The following is a 22,400-nucleotide window of genomic DNA, read 5'->3' on the forward strand; positions in this document are numbered from 1 at the left end:
CGGCATGCGCGCCGCGCCGCTCCGCGTCCTGCGGCCGTTCCGGCGTTCCGCCGCGCGCCCCGTCCGGCGCCGGGTTCTCAGCCCCGCCCGCGGCCCCGCCCGCGGCCCCGTCAGGCGCCTCGTCCCGCGCGCCGCGCGGCTTCGCGTCCTGCGGTCGCTCCCGCTTTGCGCTGTGCGCTTCGTCCGGCGCCTGGGTCTTGGCCCCGCCGTCAGCCCCGCCGTCAGTCCTGTCTCGCGCCGCGCCCGGCGCCCCATCCGCAGCCCCGTCCCGTGCGCCGCCCTCCGCGCCCGGGGCGGGCGCGCCCTCTTCGCGGGGCATCAGTCCAGCGCGGCGAGCGCCGCGGCGATCTGCGCGCCGAGGCGGGCGTTGGCGCGCACCAGCGCGCCGTTGGCCTCGAGGCTGTCGCCGCCGGTCAGCTCGAGGATGCGGCTCAGCATGAAGGGCGTGACCGCCTTGCCCGTCACGCCCTGCGCCTCGGCCTCGGCGGCGGCCTGGGCGATGAGCGGGTCGAGCCGCTCGGCGGGGATCTCGTGCTCGGGCGGGATCGGGTTGGCGACCAGCTGCCCGCCCTCGAGCCCGAGCCGCGCGCGCATGCGGTGGGCGGCGGCGATCTGCTCGGGCCTGTCCATGCGCAGCGGCGCGCGCAGGCCGCTCTCGCGCGACCAGAAGGCGGGGAAGGCGTCGGTGCCGTAGCCGATCACGGGCACGCCCTGGGTCTCGAGCACCTCGAGCGTGCGCGGCAGGTCCAGGATCGCCTTCGCCCCGGCCGCGACCACCGTCACCGCGGTGCGCCCCAGCTCGGTCAGGTCGGCCGAGATGTCGAAGCTGCGCTCGGCGCCGCGATGCACGCCGCCGATGCCGCCGGTGGCGAAGACCTCGATCCCCGCGAGGCGGGCGCAGATCATGGTCGCCGCCACGGTGGTCGAGCCGGTCGCTCCCGAGGCCAGAGCCGCGGCCAGGTCCGCGCGGCTGAGCTTGAGCGCCCCCTCCTCGCGCGCCAGCGCCTCCATCGCCGCGGGCTTGAGGCCCACGCGGATCTCGCCGCGGCGCACGGCGATCGTGGCCGGAACGGCGCCGGCGGCGCGCACCTCGTCCTCGACCTCGCGTGCGACCTCGAGATTGCGCGGCCAGGGCATGCCGTGGGTGATGATGGTGCTTTCAAGCGCCACCACGGGCTGGCCCTGCTCCAGCGCGGCGGCGACCTCGGGCGAGAAGGCCAGCGGCGGCGCGGCGTGCTGGCGGCGGGGCAGGGGCGGGCGTGCGCTCATGGTGCGGTCTCCTCGAGCAGGGCGCGGGCGGCGGCCAGGCCTCTGGCCAGGGCGCGGTCGGGCGGTTCGGCGCAAAGGCGCGCATGGACGTAGGCGGCGGTCAGCGCGTCGCCCGCGCCGGTGACGAGGCGCGCGCGCCGGTCATGGCCGAGCGGCGGCGGAGTCAGGCTTGCTCTCTCGCCCGCCGCCGTCAAGACCGCCGCGGCGCGCGGCCCGTCGGTGACCAGCGCCTCGTCCGCGCCCATGTCGCGCAGCGCGCGGGCGGCCTCGGGCGCGTCGACAAGGGGGCGGCCGGCCAGGGCTTCGGCCTCGGCGCGGTTGGCCGAGACCAGCCACACGCCGGCCCCGCCGGTCCTGCGTGCGCGCAGGCCCTGCGCCAGCGCCGCGCGCAGCCGCGCCGCCTTGGCCGGCGAGGCGGCGACCAGCGCCAGGGGCGGCCGCGCGGCCCGCCGGGCCAGCGCCGCCAGGCTGTCGGCGGGCAGGTTGGCCTCGGCCAGCCAGCAAGCGGCGCCCGTCGCGCCCGGCGCGGCGGCGATGGCGGCCGCGAGCGCCTCGGGCGTCAGCGCCGCGCAGCCCGGCAGATCGGCCACCGCGGCGAAGAGCGCGCCGCGCGCGTCCTCGATGGCCAGATAGACGCCCGTGGGCGCGTCGGTCCGCGCCAGATGCGCCGCGACGGCGCGCGCCGCAAGCCAGCGCTCCAGCTCGTCGGCCGGGGCGTCGCGGCCGACGGCGGCGAGCAGGGCGGCGGGGCGGCCCTGCGCGGCCAGCGCGACGGCGATGTTCAGCGCCACGCCCCCCGGCCGGCGCAGCACGCGCCCGGGCAGGTCGGCCCCCGGGGCGAGCGGGGCGGCGAGCGGGGCCTCGGGCCGTGCCTCGGGCCGTGCGCCGGACAGGGCCGGCGGCGCGTCGGGGGCGTCGGGCCGCGCGTCGGGCGCGGCGGGCGGCGCAGGGGGCAGGGCGCGCGGCGCATCGGGCCGGGCATGGGGCAGGGCGTCGCGCGCCGCATCGGCGGCCGGGCGCCGCGCCGCGCCCGGCGCGCCGTCGGGTCGGCCGCCCGCCGCAGGGCCGAGGGCGGCGTCGCCCGCCGACGTTTCGGGGCGGCCGATCAGATCCCAATGCGCGGCGCCGATGCACAGCGTCAGGGCGCCGCGCGGCGCGTCGGGCTGGTCGGGGCGGGGCATGGCGGCTCCTGAAGCGGGCCCCGGGCGGGGCGGGGTCCGGGGTCATGCCGCAGTCGGCGCGCGGGCGCAAGAGCCCCGGGCCGGTTCGGCGCCGACGGCCCGCGCCCGGGCGCCGGCGCATCCGGGACGCGGCGATCGACGCGGGATCGACTCGGGATCGGCGCGGGATCGACTCGGGATCGGCTCGGGGCCGGCGCCGCGGGCCGCGGGCCGCGCATGGGCGCCGCAAGGTTGCGTCGGCGCGGGCAAGGGTGTATTGGGCGCTCGTTCAACCCGCATGCGGGGCCTGGGCCGGACGGGGAGACATCCCGGACGGTCCGCCGGTTGGGCTCAGGCTCTACCCCCGCAGAGGCGCAAACCGGAAAGAGGAAAGCAGCATGGCTCTGCCTGAATTCACCCTTCGCCAGCTTCTCGAGGCCGGCGTCCACTTCGGCCACCAGACGCATCGCTGGAACCCGCGCATGGCGCCCTACATCTACGGCGCGCGCAACGGCATCCACATCATCGACCTGACGCAGACCGTGCCGATGCTGGACGCGGCGCTGCAGGCCGTGCGCGACACCGTCGCCAAGGGCGGGCGCGTGCTGTTCGTGGGCACCAAGCGCCAGGCCGCGCCGCTGGTGGCCGAGGCCGCCGAGCGCTGCGCGCAGTATTACATGAACCACCGCTGGCTGGGCGGCACGCTGACCAACTGGAAGACGGTGTCGAACTCGATCAACCGTCTGCGCGAGCTGGACGAGAAGCTGGACAACGGCGCCGAGGGCTTCACCAAGAAGGAGCGCCTCCAGATGGAGCGCGAGCGCAACAAGCTCCAGGCCTCGCTGGGCGGCATCCGCGAGATGGGCGGCCTGCCCGACATGCTGTTCGTGATCGACACGAACAAGGAGGCCCTGGCCGTCGCCGAGGCGCGCAAGCTGGGCATCCCGGTGGTGGCGATCCTCGACACCAACTCGGACCCGGTCGGCATCGACTACCCGGTGCCGGGCAATGACGACGCCTCGCGCGCCATCGCGCTCTACTGCGACCTGGTCGCGCGCGCCGCGCTCGACGGCATGGCGGCGCAGATGGGCGAATCGGGCTTCGACATCGGCGAGCTGGAAGAGGCCCCGATCGAAGAGGCCCTGCCCGAGGCCGAAGAAACCCCCGCCGGCGAGGCGCCCGCGGCGCAGGCCTGACGCCCGTCCGCGCCGCCGCCGGGCGGCGCGGGACCGCGAGACGACCTTCATCGGCCCGCCGCCGCCCATGCGCGGGGGCGGGCCCCGTTCGACATTCCCGGGTCCGGGGCGACCGCCGCGCGCGGCGCCCGGCCCGACGGACCGAGGAGACGATCCATGGCGATCACCGCTGCACTCGTGAAACAGCTGCGCGACATGACCGGCGCGGGCATGATGGACGCCAAGAAGGCGCTGACCGAGACGGGCGGCGACATCGAGGCGGCCACCGACTGGCTGCGCACCAAGGGCCTGGCCAAGGCCGCCAAGAAGTCGGGCCGCACCGCCGCCGAGGGGCTGGTGGGCGTGGCCGTCAAGGACGGCAAGGGCGTGGCCGTCGAGGTCAACTCCGAGACCGATTTCGTGGCCCGCAACGCCGAGTTCCAGAAGATGGTGTCCGACATCGCCGCCGCCGCGCTGGACGCCGCCGACGTCGAGGCCCTGCTGGCCGCCGATCTGGGCGGCAAGTCGGTCAAGGACGTGGTGACCGACAAGGTCGCCACCATCGGCGAGAACATGACCGTGCGCCGCATGGCCGCGGTCGAGGGCGACGTGGTCGCCTCGTACGTGCACAACGCAGTCGCCGAGGGGCTGGGCAAGATCGGCGTGCTGGTCGCGCTCAAGGGCTCGGACAAGGACGCCATGGCCGCCATCGGCCGCCAGGTGGCCATGCACGTCGCCGCCACCAACCCCGCGGCGCTGTCCGAGGCCGATCTCGACCCCGCGCTGATCGAGCGCGAGAAGCAGGTGCTGACCGAGCAGGCCCGCGAATCCGGCAAGCCCGAGAACGTGATCGAGAAGATGATCGTCGGGCGCATGAACAAGTTCTTCGAGGAGGTGTGCCTTCTCAAGCAGAGCTTCGTCATCAACCCGGATCTGACGGTCGAGAAGGCGCTCAAGGAAGCGGGCGCCGACATCGAGATCGTCGCCTTCGCGCGCGTGCAGGTCGGCGAGGGCATCGAGAAGCAGGAAGAGGACTTCGCGGCCGAGGTCGCCAAGACCATGGGCGGCTGAAGACGCCGCCGCTTCGAACCCGGCCCCGGCGCGCTGGTCGCGGCGGGGCCTTTTCGCGCCCGCCCCGCGCCCGCGCCCGCGCGCCGGCGCGGGCGGCGCGTCGGCCCGGGGGGCGGGGATTGCGGCTTGCATGACCTGCGCCCTTCGGACAGATTGCCCCGAACCCACGAGCAGGGAGACTCGCGCATGGCCCAGGAAACCCCCCAGTCGGAACGCGACCCGTCCCCCGCCGCTCAGACCCCCTCGGCCGCCGTCCCGGCCGAGCCGCGCCCCCGCCCCGTCTGGCCGCGCGTGCTGCTCAAGATCTCGGGCGAGGCGCTGATGGGCGATCAGGGCTTCGGCCTGCACCCGCCGACGGTCGAGCGCATCGCGCGCGAGGTCAAGAAGGCGCATGATCTGGGCATCGAGATCTGCCTGGTCATCGGGGGCGGCAACATCTTCCGCGGGCTTCAGGGCTCGGCGCAGGGGATGGAGCGCGCCTCGGCCGACTACATGGGCATGCTGGCGACGGTGATGAACGCGCTGGGCATGCAGTCGGCGCTCGAGGGGATGGGGGTGTTCACGCGCGTCATCTCGGCCATTCCCATGGACCAGATCTGCGAGCCCTACATCCGCCGCCGCGCCATCCGCCACCTTGAGAAGGGGCGCGTGTGCATCTTCGCCGCCGGCACGGGCAACCCCTACTTCACCACCGACACCGCCGCCACGCTGCGCGCGATGGAGATGAACTGCGACGTGCTGATGAAGGGCACGCAGGTGGACGGGGTGTATGACAGCGATCCGCGCACGAATCCCGACGCCAAGCGCTTCGACCGCATCACCTATGACGAGGTGCTGACCCGCAACCTCAAGATCATGGACGCGTCCGCCATCGCGCTCGCGCGCGACAACAACCTGCCGCTGATGGTGTTCTCGCTGCATCAGCCGGGCGGCTTCGCCGAGGTGCTGAGCGGGCGCGGCCGCTTCACCATCGTCGAGCAGGGCTGACGGCGCCGCGCGCCATCCTTTCAGGAGCAGGACATGACCGAGGACATCGACATCGACACCGACGACCTGCAGCGCCGCATGGACGGCGCGCTGGCCGCGCTCAAGGCCGAATTCGCGTCGCTGCGCACCGGCCGCGCGTCGGCCTCGATGCTGGACAACATCCTTGTGGACGCCTATGGCGCGCCGACCCCGATCAACCAGGTCGCGACGGTCAACGTGCCCGAGCCGCGCATGATCACCATCAACGTCTGGGACAAGTCGCTGGTCGGCAAGGTCGAGAAGGCGATCCGCGCCTCGGGGCTCGGGATCAACCCGGTGGTGGACGGCACCATCCTGCGCCTGCCCATCCCCGAGCTGAACGAGGAGCGCCGCCGCGAGCTGGCCAAGGTCGCCGGCCAGTATGCCGAGCAGGCGCGCATCGCCGTGCGCAACGTGCGCCGCGACGGCATGGACATGGTCAAGAAGGCCAAGGCCGCCGGCATGTCCGAGGACGACCAGAAGATGTGGTCGGACGAAATCCAGTCCATGACCGACAAGACGATCGCGCGCATCGACGAGTTGCTCGAGCGCAAGCAGGCGGAGATCATGCAGGTCTGACGGCCTCGGCCCGGGCGCGGCCGCGCGGCGCGCGCGGCCATGCGCAAGGAGAAGCGGATGTTCAAGGCCCCTGACGCGGCGGGCGGAAACGGGGCGTGCGCGGCCAGGCCCGCGCACGTCGCCATCATCATGGACGGCAACGGCCGCTGGGCGCAGCGGCGCGGCCTGCCGCGCCTTGCGGGCCATCGCCGGGGCGTCGAGACGGTGCGCGCCATCGTCGAGGCCTGCCCGGCGCTGGGCGTGCGCTGCCTGACGCTCTACGCCTTCTCGACCGAGAACTGGCGCCGCTCGGAAGACGAGGTGCGGGGGCTGATGAACCTGTTCCGCGTCTACATCCGCAAGGAGGGGCGCGCGCTGGCGCGCCAGGGCGCGCGGGTGCGCTTTCTGGGCGACCGGCGGCCGCTGGACGCGGATCTGGTGCGGCAGATGGCGCTGCTCGAGGAGGCGACGGCGGGCAACGAGCGGCTGTCGCTGAACATCGCGCTCAACTATGGCGGCCGGGCCGAGATCCTGGCCGCGGCGCGGCGGCTGGCGCGCGAGGCGGCGGCGGGGCGGCTCGACCCCGAGGCGCTCGACGACGCCGCCTTCGAGGCCCGCTTCGCCGACGCGCTGCACACGCGCGGGCTGCCCGATCCGGACCTGGTCATCCGCACCTCGGGCGAGATGCGCATCTCGAACTTCCTGGTCTGGCAGGCGGCCTATGCCGAGCTGGCCTTCGTGGACGAGTGCTGGCCCGACTTCACCCCCGAGCTGTTCGCCCGCACGCTCGAAGGCTACGGCCGGCGCGAGCGCCGCTTCGGCGGCGTGGGCGCGGCGGGCGCATGAGCGCGGGCGCCTTCGCCGATCTGCGCGTGCGCGCGATCTCTGGCGCGGCGCTGGCGCTGGCGGCCGGCGCGGCGCTGTGGCTGGGCGGCTGGGCCTTCGCGGGGCTGATGGCGGCGGCGGCGGCGGCCATGGTCTGGGAACTGCGGCGCATGCTGGCGGGCCGCTTCGACGCGGCGGGCGCGCTGGGCGCGGCGGCGGCGGCGGGTGCGGTGTTGGCGACGCAGGCGACGCAGATGCGCTGGGGCGTGGCGGCGCTGCTGCTGGGGGCGCTGGCGGCGTATCTGGCCGACCGGCGGACCGCCGGATGGCGCCGCGCGGCCTTCGCGCTGGGGGCGGGCTATGTCGGCCTGGCCTGCGCGGCCTATGACGGGCTGCGCGACGATCCGCTTTACGGCGCGGCGGCGGCGCTTTGGGTGTGGCTGACGGTCATCGCCTCGGATGTCGGCGGCTATTTCGGCGGCCGGATGATCGGCGGGCCCAGGCTGTGGCCGGCGGTCAGCCCGAACAAGACCTGGGCGGGGCTTGCGGGCGGCGTGGCGCTGGCCTCGGCGGCGGGGGCGGCGTTCTCGGCGATGACGACGGGCACGCTGGCGCATGAGGTCATGCTGGTCTCGGCGGCGCTGGCGGTGGTCAGCCAGGGCGGCGACATCGCCGAAAGCCGCCTCAAGCGCGCCTGCGGCGTCAAGGATTCCAGCGCGCTGATCCCCGGGCATGGCGGCGTTCTCGACCGCATGGACGGGCTTCTGGCGGCGGCGCTGGCGGCGGCGCTCATCACCTTCTGGCGCGGCCGTTCGGTGTTCGTGTGGTGAGGGGCGCGGACATGGCCCGGGGCGGGCGGCGCAGGGTCACGATCCTGGGGGCGACGGGCTCGATCGGGCGCAGCACGCTCGACGTGCTGCGCGCCATGGGCGGGCGCGAGGCGTTCGAGGTCGTCGCGCTCACGGGCATGAGCAACATTCCCGCCCTGGCCGCCGCCGCGCGCGAGTTCGGCGCGCAGCTTGCGGTCACGGCCGATCCGGCGCGGCTGGACGAGCTGCGCCGGGCGCTGGCCGGCTCGGGGGTGCGCGCCGCCGCCGGGCCCGAGGCGGTGATCGAGGCCGCCGCGCTGCCGGCCGACTGGTGCATGGCGGCGATCCTGGGCGCGGCGGGGCTTGCGCCGACGCTGGCGGCGCTGCGCGCCAGCGCGACGGTGGCGCTGGCGAACAAGGAATGCCTGGTCAGCGCGGGCGATCTGTTCCTGGCCGCGCAGCAGGCGGCCGGCGCGGCGCTGCTGCCGGTCGACAGCGAGCACAACGCCATCTTCCAGGCCATGGCCGGCGCGCGCGCCGCGCAGGGGGTCGAGCGCGTCATCCTGACCGCCTCGGGCGGCCCGTTCCGCGACTGGCCGCGCGCGCGCATGGCCGCCGTCACGCCCGAGCAGGCGGTGGCGCATCCCAACTGGGACATGGGGGCCAAGATCTCGATCGACTCGGCCTCGATGTTCAACAAGGCGCTCGAGATGATCGAGGCGCGGCACCTGTTCGCCCTGCGCCCCGAGCAGATCGAGGTGCTGGTGCATCCGCAGTCCATCGTCCACTCGATGGTGGGGTATCGCGACGGCTCGATCCTGGCGCAGCTGGGCCCGCCGGACATGCGCGTGGCGATCGGCTACGCGCTGGGCTGGCCCGAGCGGCCGGCGCTGCCGGTCGAGCGGCTGGACTTCGCGCAGCTCTCGCGGCTGGATTTCGCGCCGCCGGACGAGGCGCGCTTTCCGGCCCTGCGCCTTGCGCGCGAGGCGATGCGCGCGGGCGGTCTGGCCGGCGCGACGCTGCTGGCGGCCAAGGAGGCGGCGCTCGACGCCTTCATCGCGCGCCGCATCGGCTTTCTGGACATGGCCGCCGTGGTCGAGGAGACGATGTCGCGCCTTGCCCCCTTCGCGCCGGCGACCCATCTTGACGAGGTGTTCGCCGCCGACGCCGAGGCCCGGCGCGCGGCGGCCCGCATCATCGACGCCCGCGCCGCCTGAGCGCGCGCCCGCGCAAGGAGACGCCTCATGGACGCCATCGCGCAGATCCCGCTTCTGGGACCGCTGCTGACGACCGTCATCCCCTTTCTGATCGTGCTCGGCATCGTGGTCTTCGTGCACGAATACGGCCACTACATCGTCGGGCGCTGGTGCGGCATCCATGCCGAGGTCTTTTCGATCGGCTTCGGCAAGGAGCTGTTCGCCTGGGTGGACCGGCGCGGCACGCGCTGGCGCGTGGCGGCGCTGCCGCTGGGCGGCTATGTGCGCTTTCTGGGCGATTCCGATCCCGCCTCGGCGCGGCCCGACAACCCGGCGCTGGCGGCGATGAGCGACGAGGACCGCCGCCGCGCCTTTCCCGCCGCGCCCTTGTGGAAGCGGGCGGCGACGGTGGCGGCGGGGCCGGTCTTCAACTTCCTTCTGTCGATCGTCATCTTCGCGGGCATGGCGCTGACGCTGGGCGTGGGCGACGAACGCCCGGTCATCGGCCAGACCTTCGAGGTTCCGGGCCACCCCACGGCGCTGCGTCCGGGCGACGAGGTTCTGGCCGTGGACGGGCGCCCGGCAACCGATTTCTCCGATCTGCTCGAGCTGGCCTCCGAGGGCGAGCGCCACCGCCTGCTGGTGCGCCGCGACGGCGCGACGATCGAGCTTGAAACCGGCCCGCTGCTGCCGCCGGCGGTGGGGGGCGTGGCCTCGGGCGGGCCGGCGGACAAGGCCGGAATCGCGCCGGGCGACGTGATTCGGGCGGTGAACGGCGTTCCGGCGAGCAGCTTCGCCGATCTGCAGAAGGCCGTGCGCGAGGCGACGCCGCCGCTGACGCTGACCATCGAGCGCGAGGGCCGCGTCTTCGACGTCGCGCTCGAGCCGCAGCTGACCCCGACGCCGACGGCCGACGGGATCGAGATGCGCCCGCTCATCGGCGTCACCGCCGCGCCGCTGGTCGCGCCCATGACGCGCACGCCCGGCCCGCTCGAGGCGCTGGCCTTCGGGGCGACGCGGACCTGGTCGGTGATCGACGGCTCGCTGCGCTACGTGGCGGCCATCATCGGCGGCGAGGCCGACAGCTCGTCGCTGGGCGGGCCGATCCGCATCGCCTCGATGTCGGGCGAGGCGGCCGAGGCGGGGCTGCCCAGCTTTCTGGGCATGATCGGGATGATCTCGGCCTCGATCGGGCTGATCAACCTGTTCCCCATTCCGGCGCTCGACGGGGGGCATCTGCTCTTCTATGCAATCGAGGCGGTGCGTGGTAGGCCGTTGAGCGACCGGCTGGCCGAGGCGGCGACGGGGATCGGGATCGCGCTGGTGATCCTGCTGATGATCTTCGTGACATACAACGACCTGGCCGGCATGTAGAACGCGCGACGGCGCATCCGCCGGCCCTGGGCGGCGGAGCGCGGAACAAGGCGGAGTGGGATGATGAGGGGCGGTTCGGTGAACTGTGAGCGGCGGGCGGCGATCGCGGCGGCGGCGCGCAAGGCGGCGGGCTGGGGCGCGGCCTCGGGGCGCGCGGCGCGGCTGGGGGCCGGGCTGTGCGCGGGGCTGGCGCTGGCCGCCGGGGCGGCGCCGGCGCTTGCGCAGGCCCAGGGTCCGCAGGCCGGCCCGGCCGCGGCGGCGCGCAAGGCCGCTGCCGAGCCCGGCGCGCGCCGCGTCGCCCGCATCCTGGTCGAGGGCAACCGGCGCGTGTCGGATGCCACGGTCAAGGCCTACATGACGGTGCAGGAAGGCGACTCGGCCACGGATGACGACGTCAACGCCTCGTTGCGGCGGCTGATCGACACGGGGCTGTTCGAGGATGTCAGCATCGCCTGGCTGGCCGACGGCCTGCTGGTGCAGGTGGTCGAGGCGCCCTCGATCAACCGCGTGGTGTTCGAGGGCAACGACGCGCTCGACGACGACGCGCTGCGCGGCGTGGTGCGCTCGACGCCGCGCGCGCCCTTCTCGCGCGCGCAGGCGGATGCGGACGCGCGCGCCATCACCGAGATCTACCGCCGCGCCGGCCGCTACGGCGCCACGGTCACGCCCAAGATCGTCAAGCGCGAGGGCAACCGCGTCGATCTGGTCTTCGAGATCGACGAGGGCGCGCGCACCGGCGTGCGGGCCATCGAGTTCGTGGGCAACAAGGCGTTCTCGGACCGGCGGCTCAAGGGCGCGATCCAGACGTCGGAATCGGGCATCCTGGGCTGGCTCTTCACCTCGGACGTCTACGACCCCGACCGGCTGGAATTCGACAAGGAGCTGCTGCGCCGCCACTACCTGGACCGCGGCTACGCCGACGTCGCCATCCGCTCGGCCACGGCCGAGCTGACGCCCGACCGCGAGGATTTCGTCATCACCTTCGTCATCGACGAGGGCGAGGTCTACACTTTCGGCGACGTCACGGTGCAAAGCGACCTGCCGGGGCTGGACGGCGAATCGCTGCGCGACGCGCTGACCATGAAGCCGGGCGAGACCTACAGCGCCCGCCAGGTGGACAAGACCATCGAGGCGCTGACCTACCGCGCGGGGCTGGCGGGCTACGCCTTCAACGCCGTGCGTCCCGTGGCGCGCAAGAACCCCGAGACGCGCACCGTCGACGTGACCTTCCAGATCGCCGAGGGCCCGCGCGTCTATGTCGAGCGCCTCGAGATCGAGGGCAACACCCGCACCATCGACCGCGTCCTGCGCCGCCAGTTCCGCTTCGCCGAGGGCGACGCCTACAACGCCCAGGCCATCGCCGAGGGGCGCAACAACCTGCGCAAGCTGGGCTATTTCTCGAAGGTGGACGTGCGCACCGAGCAGGGCAGCGCGCCCGACCGCGCGGTGGTCAAGGTCTCGGTCGAAGAGCAGCTGACGGGCTCGATCTCGTTCGGCGTCGGCTTCTCGTCCGCCGACGGCGTGCTGGGCGACATCTCGATCTCCGAGCGCAACTTCCTCGGCCGCGGCCAGCGCGTCTCGGCGCGGGTCAACTACACCGGCGACGAGCAGGCGCTGACCTTCTCGTTCGAAGAGCCGGCGCTCCTGGACCGCGACCTGGCGGTGGGCTTCAACCTGGGCTACGTGCAGGTGGACCGCACCGACACCAGCTCGTATCAGGAAACGAATGCGGGCTTCCGCCCCTATGTCGAGTTCCCGCTGAGCGAGGACGAGCGCCTGCGCCTGCGCTACCGCCTGTCCTCGGACGAGATCCGCGACGTGACCACCTATGCCTCGCCCGCCATCGTGGGGGACGAGGGCACGCGCTACACCTCGTCCATCGGCTTCGACTATCTGTGGGACCGGCGCGACGATCCGATCGAGCCGAGCAACGGTTTCATCTACAGCTTCAAGCAGGATTTCGCCGGCCTTGGCGGCGACAGCTTCTATTCGCGCTCGGTGGCGCGGGCCAAGGGCTGGCGGCCGGTGATGGGCGAGGATTCGGGCGTCGTCGCCAGCCTCGAGCTCGAGGCCGGCGCGCTCTTCAGCCTGGGCGACGATCCGCGCGTGACCGACCGCTTCTTCCTGGGCGGCGACACCTTCCGCGGCTTCGAGAACGGAGGCATCGGGCCGCGCGACGTCAGCCGGGTGGACATCTACGAAGACGGCGGGACGGGCGCCTTCTCGCGCACGCGCACGCGCGACGACGCGCTGGGGGGCAACTACTACGCCGTGATGCGGGCCGAGCTGACCTTCCCGCTGGGCCTGCCCGACGAGCTGGGCTTCTACGGCGGCGCCTTCGCCGACATGGGCACGCTGTTCGGGCTTGACCGCACGCGCTACGCCGAGACCGGGCCGGGCGCGACCAATGCCGGCAACACCGTCGTCATCGACGACGGGATGAGCCTGCGCGCCTCGATCGGCGTGTCGCTGTTCGTGGACAGCGCGCTGGGGCCGCTGCGCTTCAACTTTGCCTACCCGTTGCTGGCGGAGGATTACGATGAGAAGGAATACTTCCGCTTCACCGCCGGCACGCGATTCTGAGCCTCCGCGCCGCGCCGGCGCCCGGGCGGGCGGGGCGCGGACGGGGACGCTGACGCGGGCGCTGGCCGTGGCGCTGGCCGCCGCGCCGGCGCCCGCCGCGCTGGGCCAGACCGACGGCGCCGGGCCGGCTCCGGCGCCGGCCCCCCCGCCGCCACCCGAGCCGCCCGCTGCGTCGGCTCCGGGGGCGGCTCGGGCGGCGCCGCTGATCCTTTACGTCGATCCCGACCGGGTGATCGAGGCCTCGGCCCCCGCCGCGGCGCTGCGCCGGCAAGAGGCCGAGCTGCGCGCGCGCCTCGAGGCGCAGCTGGCGCGCGTCAAGGCCGAGCTCGAGGCCGAGGAGCTGGAGCTGAGCAAGCTGCGCGACACGCTTGCGCGCGACGAATTCAACGCCCGCGCCCTGGCCTTCGACCGCCGCGTGCGGCGCGAGCGCGCCGCCGCGCAGGAGCGGGGCGCGATGTTCGTGCGCTTCGTCAACGAGGCGCGCGCCGCCCTGGCCTCGGCGCTGCCGCGGGTGATCGAGGCGCTGCGGCGCGAGCGCGGCGCGGCCTTCGTGCTGAACGCGGGCGCGGCGCTGGCGGCCGATCCGGCGCTGGACGCCACCGACGAGGCCGTGCGCCGCTTCGACGCCGCCATGGACGGCGTGACCTTCGACCCGCCGGCCGAGCTGCTGTCCGACGCGCCCGCCGCCGATGACGGCGAGGGCGACGATGACGCCGCGGGCGCCGCGCCCCCGGCCGGCGACGGGAGCGCGCCGCCTGCCGGGAACGGAGCCGGGAACGCGGCGCCGCGCTAGCCCCGCGCGCGGCCCTGGCGGGGCCTCGGGGGGGCGCATCGGCGCGAAATCGGCGGCGAAACGGCCCTCGATCGGCCCGCGCGGGGCGTTTTGCCTTGCGCCTTCCCTTGACGCGCGCTTGCGGGGCGTTATTGAGGGGGCGCCTTTCAGATCAGCAGCGAGGGCCGCAATGACCGACGAGACGACCTCCGCCGAAGCGCAAGCGCCCGGGCGCGCGGACATCGCCCGCATCAAGCGGATGATCCCGCATCGCTATCCCTTCCTTCTGATCGACGCGGTGCGCGACATCCGCAAGGGCGAAAGCGCGGTGGGGATCAAGAACGTCACCGTCAACGAGCCCTTCTTCCAGGGGCATTTCCCGGCCGAGCCGGTGATGCCCGGCGTGCTGCTGGTCGAGGCCATGGCCCAGACCGCCGCCGTGCTGGTGGTGGACACGCTGGGCATGGAGGGCGAGGAGATGCTCGTCTACTTCATGACCCTCGACAAGTGCCGCTTCCGCCAGAAGGTGACGCCCGGCGACCAGGTCGAGCTGCACACGCGCATCCTGCGCGGGCGCGGCAAGGTGTGGAAGTTCTGGGGCGAGGCGCGCGTCGGCGGCAAGGTCGCGGCCGAGGCCGAATATTCGGCCATGATCGTCATGCCCGGCGACCGGCAGCGCGGCTGAGCGCGCGGAAAGGACGGCCATGAGCATCGATCCCTCGGCCACGATCCATCCCTCGGCCGTCGTGGCGCCGGGCGCGCGCGTGGGCGCGGGCGCCCGGGTCGGGCCCTTCTGCGTGCTGGGCCCCGAGGTCGAGCTGGGCCCCGAGGTCGAGCTGATCTCGCATGTGGCGCTGGCCGGGCGGGTCAGCATCGGCGCGGGCACGCGGGTCTGGCCCTTCGCCTCGCTCGGGCATCAGCCGCAGGACCTCAAGTATCGGGGCGAGGAGACGCGCCTGGTCATCGGCCCGCGCTGCATGATCCGCGAGGGCGTGACCATGAATCCCGGCACGCTGGGGGGCGGCGGGCTGACCCAGGTGGGCGAGGGGTGCCTGTTCATGGCCAACGCCCATGTCGGCCATGACTGCCGCGTGGGCGACGGGGTGATCGTGGCCAACTCGGTGGCGCTGGCGGGCCATGTGACGGTGGGCGACCGGGCGGTGCTGGGCGGCAACGCGGCGGTGCACCAGTTCTGCCGCATCGGGCGCGGGGCGATGATCGGCGGTCTGACCGGGGTCGAGCGCGACGTGATCCCCTTCGGCTCGGTCACGGGCGACCGCGCGCGGCTGGCCGGGCTGAACCTGGTGGGGCTCAAGCGCATGGGCGCCCCGCGCGACGAGATCCACGCCCTGCGCGCCGCCTTCCGCGAGATATTCGCCGAAGGCTCGGACGCGCCCCTGGCCGAGCGCGCCCGCGCCGCCGCCGCCCGCCATGAGGGCCGCGCTCTGGTCGCCGAGCTGGTCGCCTTCGTGCTGGCCGACAGCGCGCGCGGCCTGTGCACCCCCGGCGGGGGCTGAGCCGATGGGCGCGGCGGCTCGGGGGCGGGGCGCCGCTCGGGGCCCGCTCGGGCTCATCGCCGGAAACGGCGCGCTGCCGCGCCTGGTGGCCGAGGGCTGCGCGCAGGCCGGGCGCGACGTGTTCGTGATCCGGCCCGCGGGGGTCGAGGCGCCCTGGGCCGACGCGCTGCCCCATCTGGACGCGCCCTTCGAGAAGCTCGGGAGCATGCTCGGCGCGCTGCGCAAGGCGGGCTGCGTCGAGGTCTGCTTCGCCGGCGCGATGACGCGCCCGCGCCTCAACCCCCTGCGGTTCGACCTGACGGCGGCGCGGCTGGCCGCGCGCGCCCTGCCGCTCTTGCGCAAGGGCGACGACGAGATGCTGCGCGGCCTTGCGGCGCTGATCGAGGCCGAGGGGTTCCGCCTGGTTCCCGCCCACGCCTTCACCGAAGAGCTGCTCGCCCCCGAGGGCGTGCTGACCCGCGCGGCGCCCGACGCGGGCGACCGCGCCGACGCCGCGCGCGCCGCGCGCATCGCCCGCGCGCTGGGGGCGGTCGATGTGGGGCAGGGCGCGGTGGTGGCGCAGGGGCTGTGCCTTGGCGCCGAGACCATCGCGGGCACCGACGCCATGCTGGCGCAGGTGGCCGCGCTGCCCAGCCCGCCGCGGCCCGAAGGGCGCCCGCTTGGGGTGCTGTTCAAGGGGCCGAAGCCGGGGCAGGACCGGCGCGCCGACCTGCCCGCCATCGGCCCCGACACGATCCGCGCCGCCCATGCGGCGGGCTTGCGGGGCGTGGCGCTCGAGGCCGGGGGTGCGCTGATCCTCGACCGCGCGGCGACGGTGGCCGAGGCCGACCGGCTGGGTCTGTTCATCTGGGGCCGCGCGCCCGAGGCCGCGCCGCAGGCCGAGGGGGCGCCGCAGGCCGAGGGGGCGCCGCATGACGACGCGGCCGGGCAGGCATGAGGAGCCGGGCATGAGCGCCGGGCCGCTGCGCATCCACCTGATCGCGGGCGAGCCCTCGGGCGACCGGCTGGGCGCGGCGCTGATGCGCGCGCTGACGCGGATCTCGGCGCGGCCGGTGACCTTCTCGGGCGTGGGCGGGCCGCTGATGCAGGCGGCGGGGCTGCGCAGCCTGTTTCCCGCCGACGAGCTGGCGGTGATGGGCCTGGCCGAGGTGCTTCCGCGCCTGCCGCGCCTGCTGGCGCGCATCGACCAGGCGGCGCGCGACGTGGCGCGCGCGCGCCCCGACGCGCTGGTGACCATCGACAGCCCCTCCTTCTCGCTGCGGGTGGCGCGGCGCGCGCGGCGCGCGGCGCCGGGGCTGCGGACCATTCACTACGTCGCGCCCTCGGTCTGGGCCTGGCGGCCGGGGCGCGCGGCGAAGATGGCGCGGCACACCGACCATGTCCTGGCGCTTCTGCCCTTCGAGCCGCCCTACATGCAGGAAGCGGGCATGAGCTGCGACTTCGTCGGCCACCCGGTGGTCGAGCGCGGCGGCCCCGAGGATCACGACGCGGCGGGGCTGCGCGCGCGCCTCGGGGTGAGCGAGCGCCCGCTGCTGGCGCTGCTGCCGGGCAGCCGCGCGGGCGAGGTGGCGCGCCTGGCCGCCCCCTTCGCCGCCGCCGCGGCGCGGCTGAAGGCGGCGCGCCCCGATCTGGCGGTGGTCGTGCCCATGGCCGAGGGCGTCGCCGCGCAGGTGGCCGAGGCCGCGCGCGGCTGGCCCTTCGCCGCGCATCTGCTCGACCCGCGCGGGCGCGATCCGGCCGAGGCCGAGGCCGAGAAGTTCGCCGCCCTGGCCGCCGCCGACCTGGCCCTGGCGGCCAGCGGGACGGTGACGCTCGAGCTGGCGGCCATGCGCACGCCCCATGTCATCGGCTACAAGGCGAACGCGCTGACGGCGGCGCTGCTGCGGCGCCTGATCCGGGTCGACACCGGCAATCTTGTCAACCTGCTGACCGGGCGCAAGGAGATCCCCGAATTCTTTCAGGACGACTGCGCCCCCGAGGCGCTGGCCGGCGCGCTGGCGCCGCTCTTGTCCGACGGCCCGGCGCGCGAGCGGCAGCTGGCCGCCGCCGACGAGGCGCTGGCGCTTCTGGGCCGCGGCGGTCCCCCGCCCAGCGAGCGCGCGGCGCGCTCGGTGCTGGCGCGGATCGGCGCGCCGATGCGATGACTCGCGCCTTGGCCTCTTTCCCCTCGCCCCCGCCCGTCCGGCCGGGCTATAGGAGGCGCCGAACCCGGTCCTCAGCGGAGCCCAGACCATGACCTTCGACCGTTCGATCAAGATCGCCCCGTCCATTCTTTCGGCCGATTTCGCCGATTTCGGCGCCGAGATCCGCGCCGTCGAGGCGCAGGGCGCCGACTGGGTGCATGTGGACGTGATGGACGGCCATTTCGTGCCCAACCTGACCTTCGGCCCGCCCGCCGTCGCCGCCTTCCGCCCGCATGTCAAGACGGTGATGGACGTGCATCTGATGATCGCCCCGGTCGATCCGTGGATCGAGGCCTTCGCCCGCGCGGGCGCCGATGTGATCACGGCGCATGTCGAGGCCGGCCCCCACATCCACCGCACGCTTCAGGCGATCCGGGCGGCGGGCTGCAAGGCGGGAGTGGCGCTGAACCCCGGCACGCCGGCCTCGGCCGTGGCGCATCTTCTGGACGTGGCCGACCTGGTGCTGGCGATGACGGTCAACCCCGGCTTCGGGGGGCAGAGCTTCATCGAGGGCCAGCTCGACAAGATTGCCGAGCTGCGCGCCATGATCGGCGACCGCCCGATCCACCTTCAGGTCGATGGCGGGGTGACGCCGGTCACCGCGCCCCTGGTCGCGGCGGCGGGGGCGGATGTGCTCGTGGCCGGCTCGGCGGTGTTCAAGGGCGGCTCGGCCGCGCGGCCCGAGCCCTATGGCGAGAACATCCGCGCCATCCGCGACGCGGCCGAAGGCGCGCGCGCCCGCGGGTGACCACCGCGCGGGGGGCCGGCGACGGCGGTCGCGCAGCGGGGGCGCCGGCGCCCGGCCCGAAGGGCGGCGAGCGCCTCGCGCCCTGATCCGTCGTCGCCTTGGCGGCGCTTCGATTCATGCTCGACGCGGCATGCCGGCATGATTATCGTCACGCGCGATGCGGGCGCGTGGGAGACAACTTCAAAGACCGACGCGCGGCGGAGCGGGCTCGAGGCGACCCGAGGTCGGCGCGCATGCGGCGTCTTGTTTGTCTTCCTGCCCGTCCCGAAACGGATGGCGTTCGTGGTCTTCGCTCAGGGATGCGGAGCCCGGTGAAAGGTCGAAGCCGCAAGGAGCCGAGCGCGCGGGTTGGCCCGGAGCACAAATGCGGAGAGCTTGATGCTTCCATTCATCTGCAAGCAGGCGATCAGAGCCAACAAGAAAAGCAACATCGTCTATCTGAACAACCCGAAGGTCGGGTGCAGCACCGTCAAGTTCAATCTCTGGAAATGCGTGTCGCCTGAAACGCATGGACCCGACGTCGACGTTCACGACCTGAAGGCGTCGCCATTCTCGAGCCAGATCGCCGGGGAGGGCTGGCTGAAGCGAGCGAACATCTTCACCTTCGTCAGGAATCCATACAAGCGGACCCCCTGAAGCCGTTCCCTTAACCTTCTTTCCGTGCGATGGGGGAAAGGAGGGCGATCCCATGGGACAATCATCGACAGCGAAGAGCCGTGCGTCGCGTGACGCGGCGACGAAGATGGCCGAGCAGCGCCTGAGCGTGCTGGAGCTGGCCAAAGAGCTTGGCAATGGTGAGCCGGAAAAGCAATCGATCCAGTGAATCGATTGCCCGGCGAACGAGGCGTGCAGACGCCGGGGCATGGACCGCACCAGCTTCTACGAATGGCGGCGGCGGTTCCAGACGCACGGCTTCGAGGGGCTCAAGGACCTGCCGCCGATCCACAAGAGCCACCCGCAGACCACCCCGCCGGAAACGGTGGAGAAGATCAAGGACCTGGCGCTGGAACATCCCTCCCATGGCTGCAACCGCTTCGAGGCGATGCTGGCGCTGGAGGGGTGAGCGGGCGAACGCCACTGGTTCGAGAGAGCCCGCGAACGCGTCTCGTCCATCACCATCCAGAAGATCCTGAACGAGAGCGGCCTGGGCACGCGGTATGACCGCTGGCTGGCGCTGGAGGCCGAGCACGCCGAGCGGGCCATCGAGCTCAGCGCCGAACAGGTGGCGTTCCTCGAGAAGCAGAGCCCCTGCTTCCGCGAAAGGCACGTGGAATCAGGCGGACACTTCTAAAAACCTCGCGTTCCCCGGCCTGATCTGATTCACTCCGGTTGACCTGGATCGGAGGCGGCGCATGGCTCATTCACCCGGATTTTTCGACCTTGACGAGCGGTATGCGGCGTTGTCGGCGACGGGGGATCCGCTTGAACGTCTTTCGTCGGCAGTGGATTTCGAGATGTTCCGGCCGGCTCTGGACGCCGCGCTGAAGCGGTGGGACCGGCCGAAGGGCGGCCGTCCGCCGATGGACGCGGTGTTCGGCCCCTCGCTCGGACCGATGGCGTTCGGGGCCTCACTGTTCAAGGTCTTGGTTGTGCAGAGCCTCTACGGGCTGGCGGACGAGCGGACCGAGTTCCAGATCCGGGACCGGCTGAGCTTCATGCTGATGAGCGACAACCAAGTTGGCCGCGAACGTCAACCAAGATGGCCGGTGGCCCCAGGCGGAGGGAGGGCGTAGCCCGACCGTAGACTGGGGCCACCGGCTTCGCTCTCTTCTTGGGGGTGGGTGCTGGCCGCTGCGGGCCGGTAGGGTCGAGATCTCTGAAGCCAAACGGAGATACGACCGTGCCGGGCAAACCCGTCACCGACCAGCAAGTGAGATTATACATGACCGACCGTCTCCAGCACAGCCAGCGTGTCGCTGCCGCCCGCGCGGGGTTCAGCGAACGCACCGCCCGCAGGATCGAGGCTGATCCGCGCCTTCCCTCCCAACACAAGGCCGCCCGGAGCCGCACTGTGCCCGACCCGCTCGCGGCGGTTTGGGAGCCGGTGCTGCTGCCGATCCTCAAGCGCGACCCCGCCGTTCAGGCCGTCACCTTGATGCGGCGCCTCCAGTTGACGCATCCCGAAGCCTTCCCGGACGACCGCGTCCGCCGGACGCTTGAGCGCCGGGTGCGCGACTGGCGGGCCTTGCACGGGCCAGAGCGCGACGTGATCTTCCGTCAGACACCCGAGCCGGGGCGCATGGCGCTGTCCGATTTCACCGACGCCAGCGCCTTGGGCGTGACGATCGGCGGGCAGCCTCTCGAACACCGCCTGTATCATTTTGTCCTGGCCTGCAGCAGCTGGGAACATGTCGCCGTGGTTCTGGGCGGCGAGAGCTTCACCGCGCTGGCCGAGAACCTGCAGAATGCCCTCTGGACGCTCGGCGGGGCGCCGCATGAACATCGCACCGACAGCCTCTCGGCGGCATACCGCAACCTCGACGCCGCAGCCGCGGAGGACGTCACCAGGCGGTATGAGGCCTTCTGTGCCCATTACGGCATGCTCGCGAGCCGCAACAATCGTGGCGAGGCGCATGAGAACGGGTCGGTCGAGGCGCACAACAACCACCTCAAGGTGGCGCTCGACCAGGCCCTGATCCTGCGGAGCTCACGGGACTTCGCCGATCTCGCATCCTGGCGGCGCTTCGTGGATGAGCTCGTTGCCCGCCGGAACCGGCGGCGAGAGGCTGCCCTGCGCATCGAGATGGCGGCGCTCAAGCCGTTGCCTGCCCGCCGCACGACCGACTTCACCGAGGTGATTGCGCGCGTGACGAAGACCGGGGGCTTCCTGGTTCACCAGGTCTTCTACTCCGCGCCCTCGCAACTGATCGGCCAGCGGCTGCGGGTCCATGTCTATGATGACCGGATCGAGGCCTTCCTTGGCGCCACACATGTCGTCACCCACCCGCGGCGCCGCGGTCGTGAGGACGGCCTGCGTGTCCATTGCGTCAACTATCGACATGTCATCCACGCCCTGCGCCGGAAGCCCCAGGCTCTGGCAGGCTCGGTCTATCGCGACGGCCTGTTCCCGCGCTCGGAATACGCCGAGGCCTGGACCGCGCTCTCCGCCGCCTTGCCCCGCCGCGACGCCTGCCGACGGATGGTCGACCTGCTCTGCCTCGCCCATGACGAAGGCTGCGAGGCCGAACTGGCCCTCGTGATCGCCGACAGCCTCCGTCAGGGCGAGCTGCCCGAGGCACACAGATTGAAGGAACGGCTGGAGCCGCCGAAGCGGGCTCTCCCGGAGGACACGCCCGTCGCGCTGACAGAGCTGGCCAGCTTCGACGCGCTGCTGGAGGGCCGCGCATGACCGCCCCCGCCGCACCTCGCCCCGTCGATGTCCACGCGCTGCCCACCATGCTCACCGCGCTGCGTCTGCCGAGCTTCCAGCGCCATTGGCAGGCACTCGCGGAACGCGCCGATACCGAGGGGTGGCCGGCCTCCCGCTTCCTCGCGGCCCTGGCCGAACTGGAGCTGGCCGAGCGGGATGCCAGGCGCATCCATCGTCACCTCCAGCAGTCCCAGTTGCCCGGAGGCAAAACCCTTGGCGCCCTCGACTTCAAGGCCCTGCCCGGGGTGACCAAGGCCCGGATCGAGGCTCTGACCGCAGGGGATTGGATCGAGACCGGCGCAAACCTCATCGCCATCGGCAACTCGGGCGCGGGCAAAACCCACGTCCTGTGCGCCATCGGGCATGCCCTTGTCGAAGCCGGCAGGCGCGTCCTCTGCACCAGCACGACCGACATGGTGCAAAAGCTCCAGGCCGCCCGCCGCGACCTCGCCCTCGAGGCCGCCCTTGCCAAGCTCGACAAGTTCGATCTCATCATCCTCGATGACATCACCCATGCCCAAAAAGATCAGGCCGAGAGCTCGGTCCTCTTCGAGCTGATCGCACGGCGCTACGAGACCAGAAGCCTCGCCATCGCGGCCAACCAACCCTTCAGCGCCTGGGACAAGATCTTCCCCGACCAGGCTGTCACCGTCGCCGCAATCGACCGCCTCGTTCACCACGCCACCATCCTCGAGATGAACGGCGACAGCTACCGAAGGCGGGCCGCGGCCGGACGACAAGCCGCCAAGCTTGACGCAGGAGCGACAACCTCCAGCGACAACCTC

The 22,400-nt window shown here is 73.1% G+C and carries 20 protein-coding genes and 2 pseudogenes; 20 read left to right on the forward strand and 2 right to left on the reverse strand.

Going from position 1 to position 22,400, the window contains the following annotated elements; translation table 11 throughout:
- Positions 1–318: 318 nt before the first annotated feature.
- Positions 319–1,269: a pseudouridine-5'-phosphate glycosidase gene (locus BMW67_RS14345; RefSeq protein ID WP_072748363.1), complete on the reverse strand. Its 951-nt coding sequence runs from the start codon at positions 1,267–1,269 to the stop codon at positions 319–321.
- Positions 1,266–2,450, reverse strand: coding sequence for a PfkB family carbohydrate kinase (locus BMW67_RS14350; protein WP_083581596.1), 1,185 nt, complete (start codon positions 2,448–2,450; stop codon positions 1,266–1,268). The genes BMW67_RS14345 and BMW67_RS14350 overlap by 4 nt, the downstream gene beginning before the upstream one ends.
- Before the next feature lie 377 nt (positions 2,451–2,827).
- Here BMW67_RS14350 and rpsB point away from each other — a divergent pair, with 377 nt between their 5' ends.
- From rpsB to istB, 20 genes and pseudogenes are all read left to right on the forward strand, one after another.
- Positions 2,828–3,625 (forward strand): 30S ribosomal protein S2, encoded by a 798-nt coding sequence (gene rpsB / locus BMW67_RS14355; RefSeq protein WP_072748364.1) that lies wholly within the window; start codon positions 2,828–2,830, stop codon positions 3,623–3,625.
- Between the two features lie 156 nt (positions 3,626–3,781).
- On the forward strand, positions 3,782–4,675 hold the full coding sequence (gene tsf, locus BMW67_RS14360; RefSeq protein WP_072748365.1) for a translation elongation factor Ts: 894 nt from the start codon (positions 3,782–3,784) through the stop codon (positions 4,673–4,675).
- A gap of 186 nt (positions 4,676–4,861) precedes the next feature.
- On the forward strand, positions 4,862–5,662 hold the full coding sequence (gene pyrH, locus BMW67_RS14365; protein ID WP_083581598.1) for a UMP kinase: 801 nt from the start codon (positions 4,862–4,864) through the stop codon (positions 5,660–5,662).
- Positions 5,663–5,695: 33 nt separating this feature from the next.
- Complete coding sequence (gene frr / locus BMW67_RS14370; protein WP_072748366.1) at positions 5,696–6,259, forward strand: ribosome recycling factor; 564 nt, start codon at positions 5,696–5,698, stop codon at positions 6,257–6,259.
- Positions 6,260–6,316: 57 nt separating this feature from the next.
- The gene (uppS, locus tag BMW67_RS14375; RefSeq protein ID WP_072748367.1) at positions 6,317–7,084 is read left to right on the forward strand and encodes a polyprenyl diphosphate synthase; all 768 of its coding nucleotides are present in this window, start codon (positions 6,317–6,319) and stop codon (positions 7,082–7,084) included.
- Positions 7,081–7,893 (forward strand): phosphatidate cytidylyltransferase, encoded by an 813-nt coding sequence (locus tag BMW67_RS14380; protein WP_072748368.1) that lies wholly within the window; start codon positions 7,081–7,083, stop codon positions 7,891–7,893. The genes uppS and BMW67_RS14380 overlap by 4 nt, the downstream gene beginning before the upstream one ends.
- A gap of 11 nt (positions 7,894–7,904) precedes the next feature.
- Entirely contained in the window at positions 7,905–9,089 is a 1,185-nt protein-coding gene (gene dxr / locus BMW67_RS14385; RefSeq protein WP_072748369.1) for a 1-deoxy-D-xylulose-5-phosphate reductoisomerase, read from the forward strand.
- 27 nt (positions 9,090–9,116) lie between these two features.
- The gene (rseP, locus tag BMW67_RS14390; protein WP_072748370.1) at positions 9,117–10,442 is read left to right on the forward strand and encodes an RIP metalloprotease RseP; all 1,326 of its coding nucleotides are present in this window, start codon (positions 9,117–9,119) and stop codon (positions 10,440–10,442) included.
- Positions 10,443–10,505: 63 nt separating this feature from the next.
- Positions 10,506–13,025: an outer membrane protein assembly factor BamA gene (gene bamA / locus BMW67_RS14395; protein ID WP_177174519.1), complete on the forward strand. Its 2,520-nt coding sequence runs from the start codon at positions 10,506–10,508 to the stop codon at positions 13,023–13,025.
- Positions 13,026–13,092: 67 nt separating this feature from the next.
- Positions 13,093–13,818, forward strand: coding sequence for an OmpH family outer membrane protein (locus BMW67_RS14400; protein ID WP_072748371.1), 726 nt, complete (start codon positions 13,093–13,095; stop codon positions 13,816–13,818).
- 169 nt (positions 13,819–13,987) lie between these two features.
- Positions 13,988–14,482, forward strand: a complete 495-nt coding sequence (gene fabZ / locus BMW67_RS14405) for a 3-hydroxyacyl-ACP dehydratase FabZ (RefSeq protein ID WP_072748372.1) — start codon at positions 13,988–13,990, stop codon at positions 14,480–14,482.
- A gap of 19 nt (positions 14,483–14,501) precedes the next feature.
- Positions 14,502–15,314, forward strand: coding sequence for an acyl-ACP--UDP-N-acetylglucosamine O-acyltransferase (gene lpxA / locus BMW67_RS14410; RefSeq protein WP_072748373.1), 813 nt, complete (start codon positions 14,502–14,504; stop codon positions 15,312–15,314).
- Positions 15,315–15,318: 4 nt separating this feature from the next.
- Positions 15,319–16,251 (forward strand): LpxI family protein, encoded by a 933-nt coding sequence (locus tag BMW67_RS14415; RefSeq protein ID WP_072748374.1) that lies wholly within the window; start codon positions 15,319–15,321, stop codon positions 16,249–16,251.
- Positions 16,252–16,276: 25 nt separating this feature from the next.
- On the forward strand, positions 16,277–17,458 hold the full coding sequence (gene lpxB / locus BMW67_RS14420) for a lipid-A-disaccharide synthase (protein ID WP_072748388.1): 1,182 nt from the start codon (positions 16,277–16,279) through the stop codon (positions 17,456–17,458).
- Between the two features lie 88 nt (positions 17,459–17,546).
- Positions 17,547–18,245 carry a ribulose-phosphate 3-epimerase gene (gene rpe, locus BMW67_RS14425; RefSeq protein ID WP_072748375.1) on the forward strand — a complete coding sequence of 233 codons (699 nt, stop codon included), beginning with the start codon at positions 17,547–17,549 and terminating at the stop codon, positions 18,243–18,245.
- Between the two features lie 378 nt (positions 18,246–18,623).
- Positions 18,624–18,881, forward strand: coding sequence for a sulfotransferase family protein (locus tag BMW67_RS14430; RefSeq protein ID WP_072748376.1), 258 nt, complete (start codon positions 18,624–18,626; stop codon positions 18,879–18,881).
- A 52-nt stretch (positions 18,882–18,933) separates the two neighbouring features.
- Positions 18,934–19,521, forward strand: a pseudogene (locus BMW67_RS14435) (helix-turn-helix domain-containing protein); the annotation flags it as partial.
- Between the two features lie 76 nt (positions 19,522–19,597).
- A pseudogene (locus BMW67_RS14440) lies at positions 19,598–19,900 on the forward strand (hypothetical protein); the annotation flags it as partial.
- 185 nt (positions 19,901–20,085) lie between these two features.
- Complete coding sequence (gene istA, locus BMW67_RS14445) at positions 20,086–21,594, forward strand: IS21 family transposase (protein ID WP_072746054.1); 1,509 nt, start codon at positions 20,086–20,088, stop codon at positions 21,592–21,594.
- A partial coding sequence (gene istB / locus BMW67_RS14450; protein ID WP_072746055.1) for an IS21-like element helper ATPase IstB occupies positions 21,591–22,400 on the forward strand: 810 nt, incomplete at its 3' end. The genes istA and istB, both read left to right, overlap by 4 nt.

Source organism: Oceanicella actignis (assembly GCF_900111545.1).
Taxonomy (GTDB): Bacteria; Pseudomonadota; Alphaproteobacteria; order Rhodobacterales; family Rhodobacteraceae; genus Oceanicella; species Oceanicella actignis.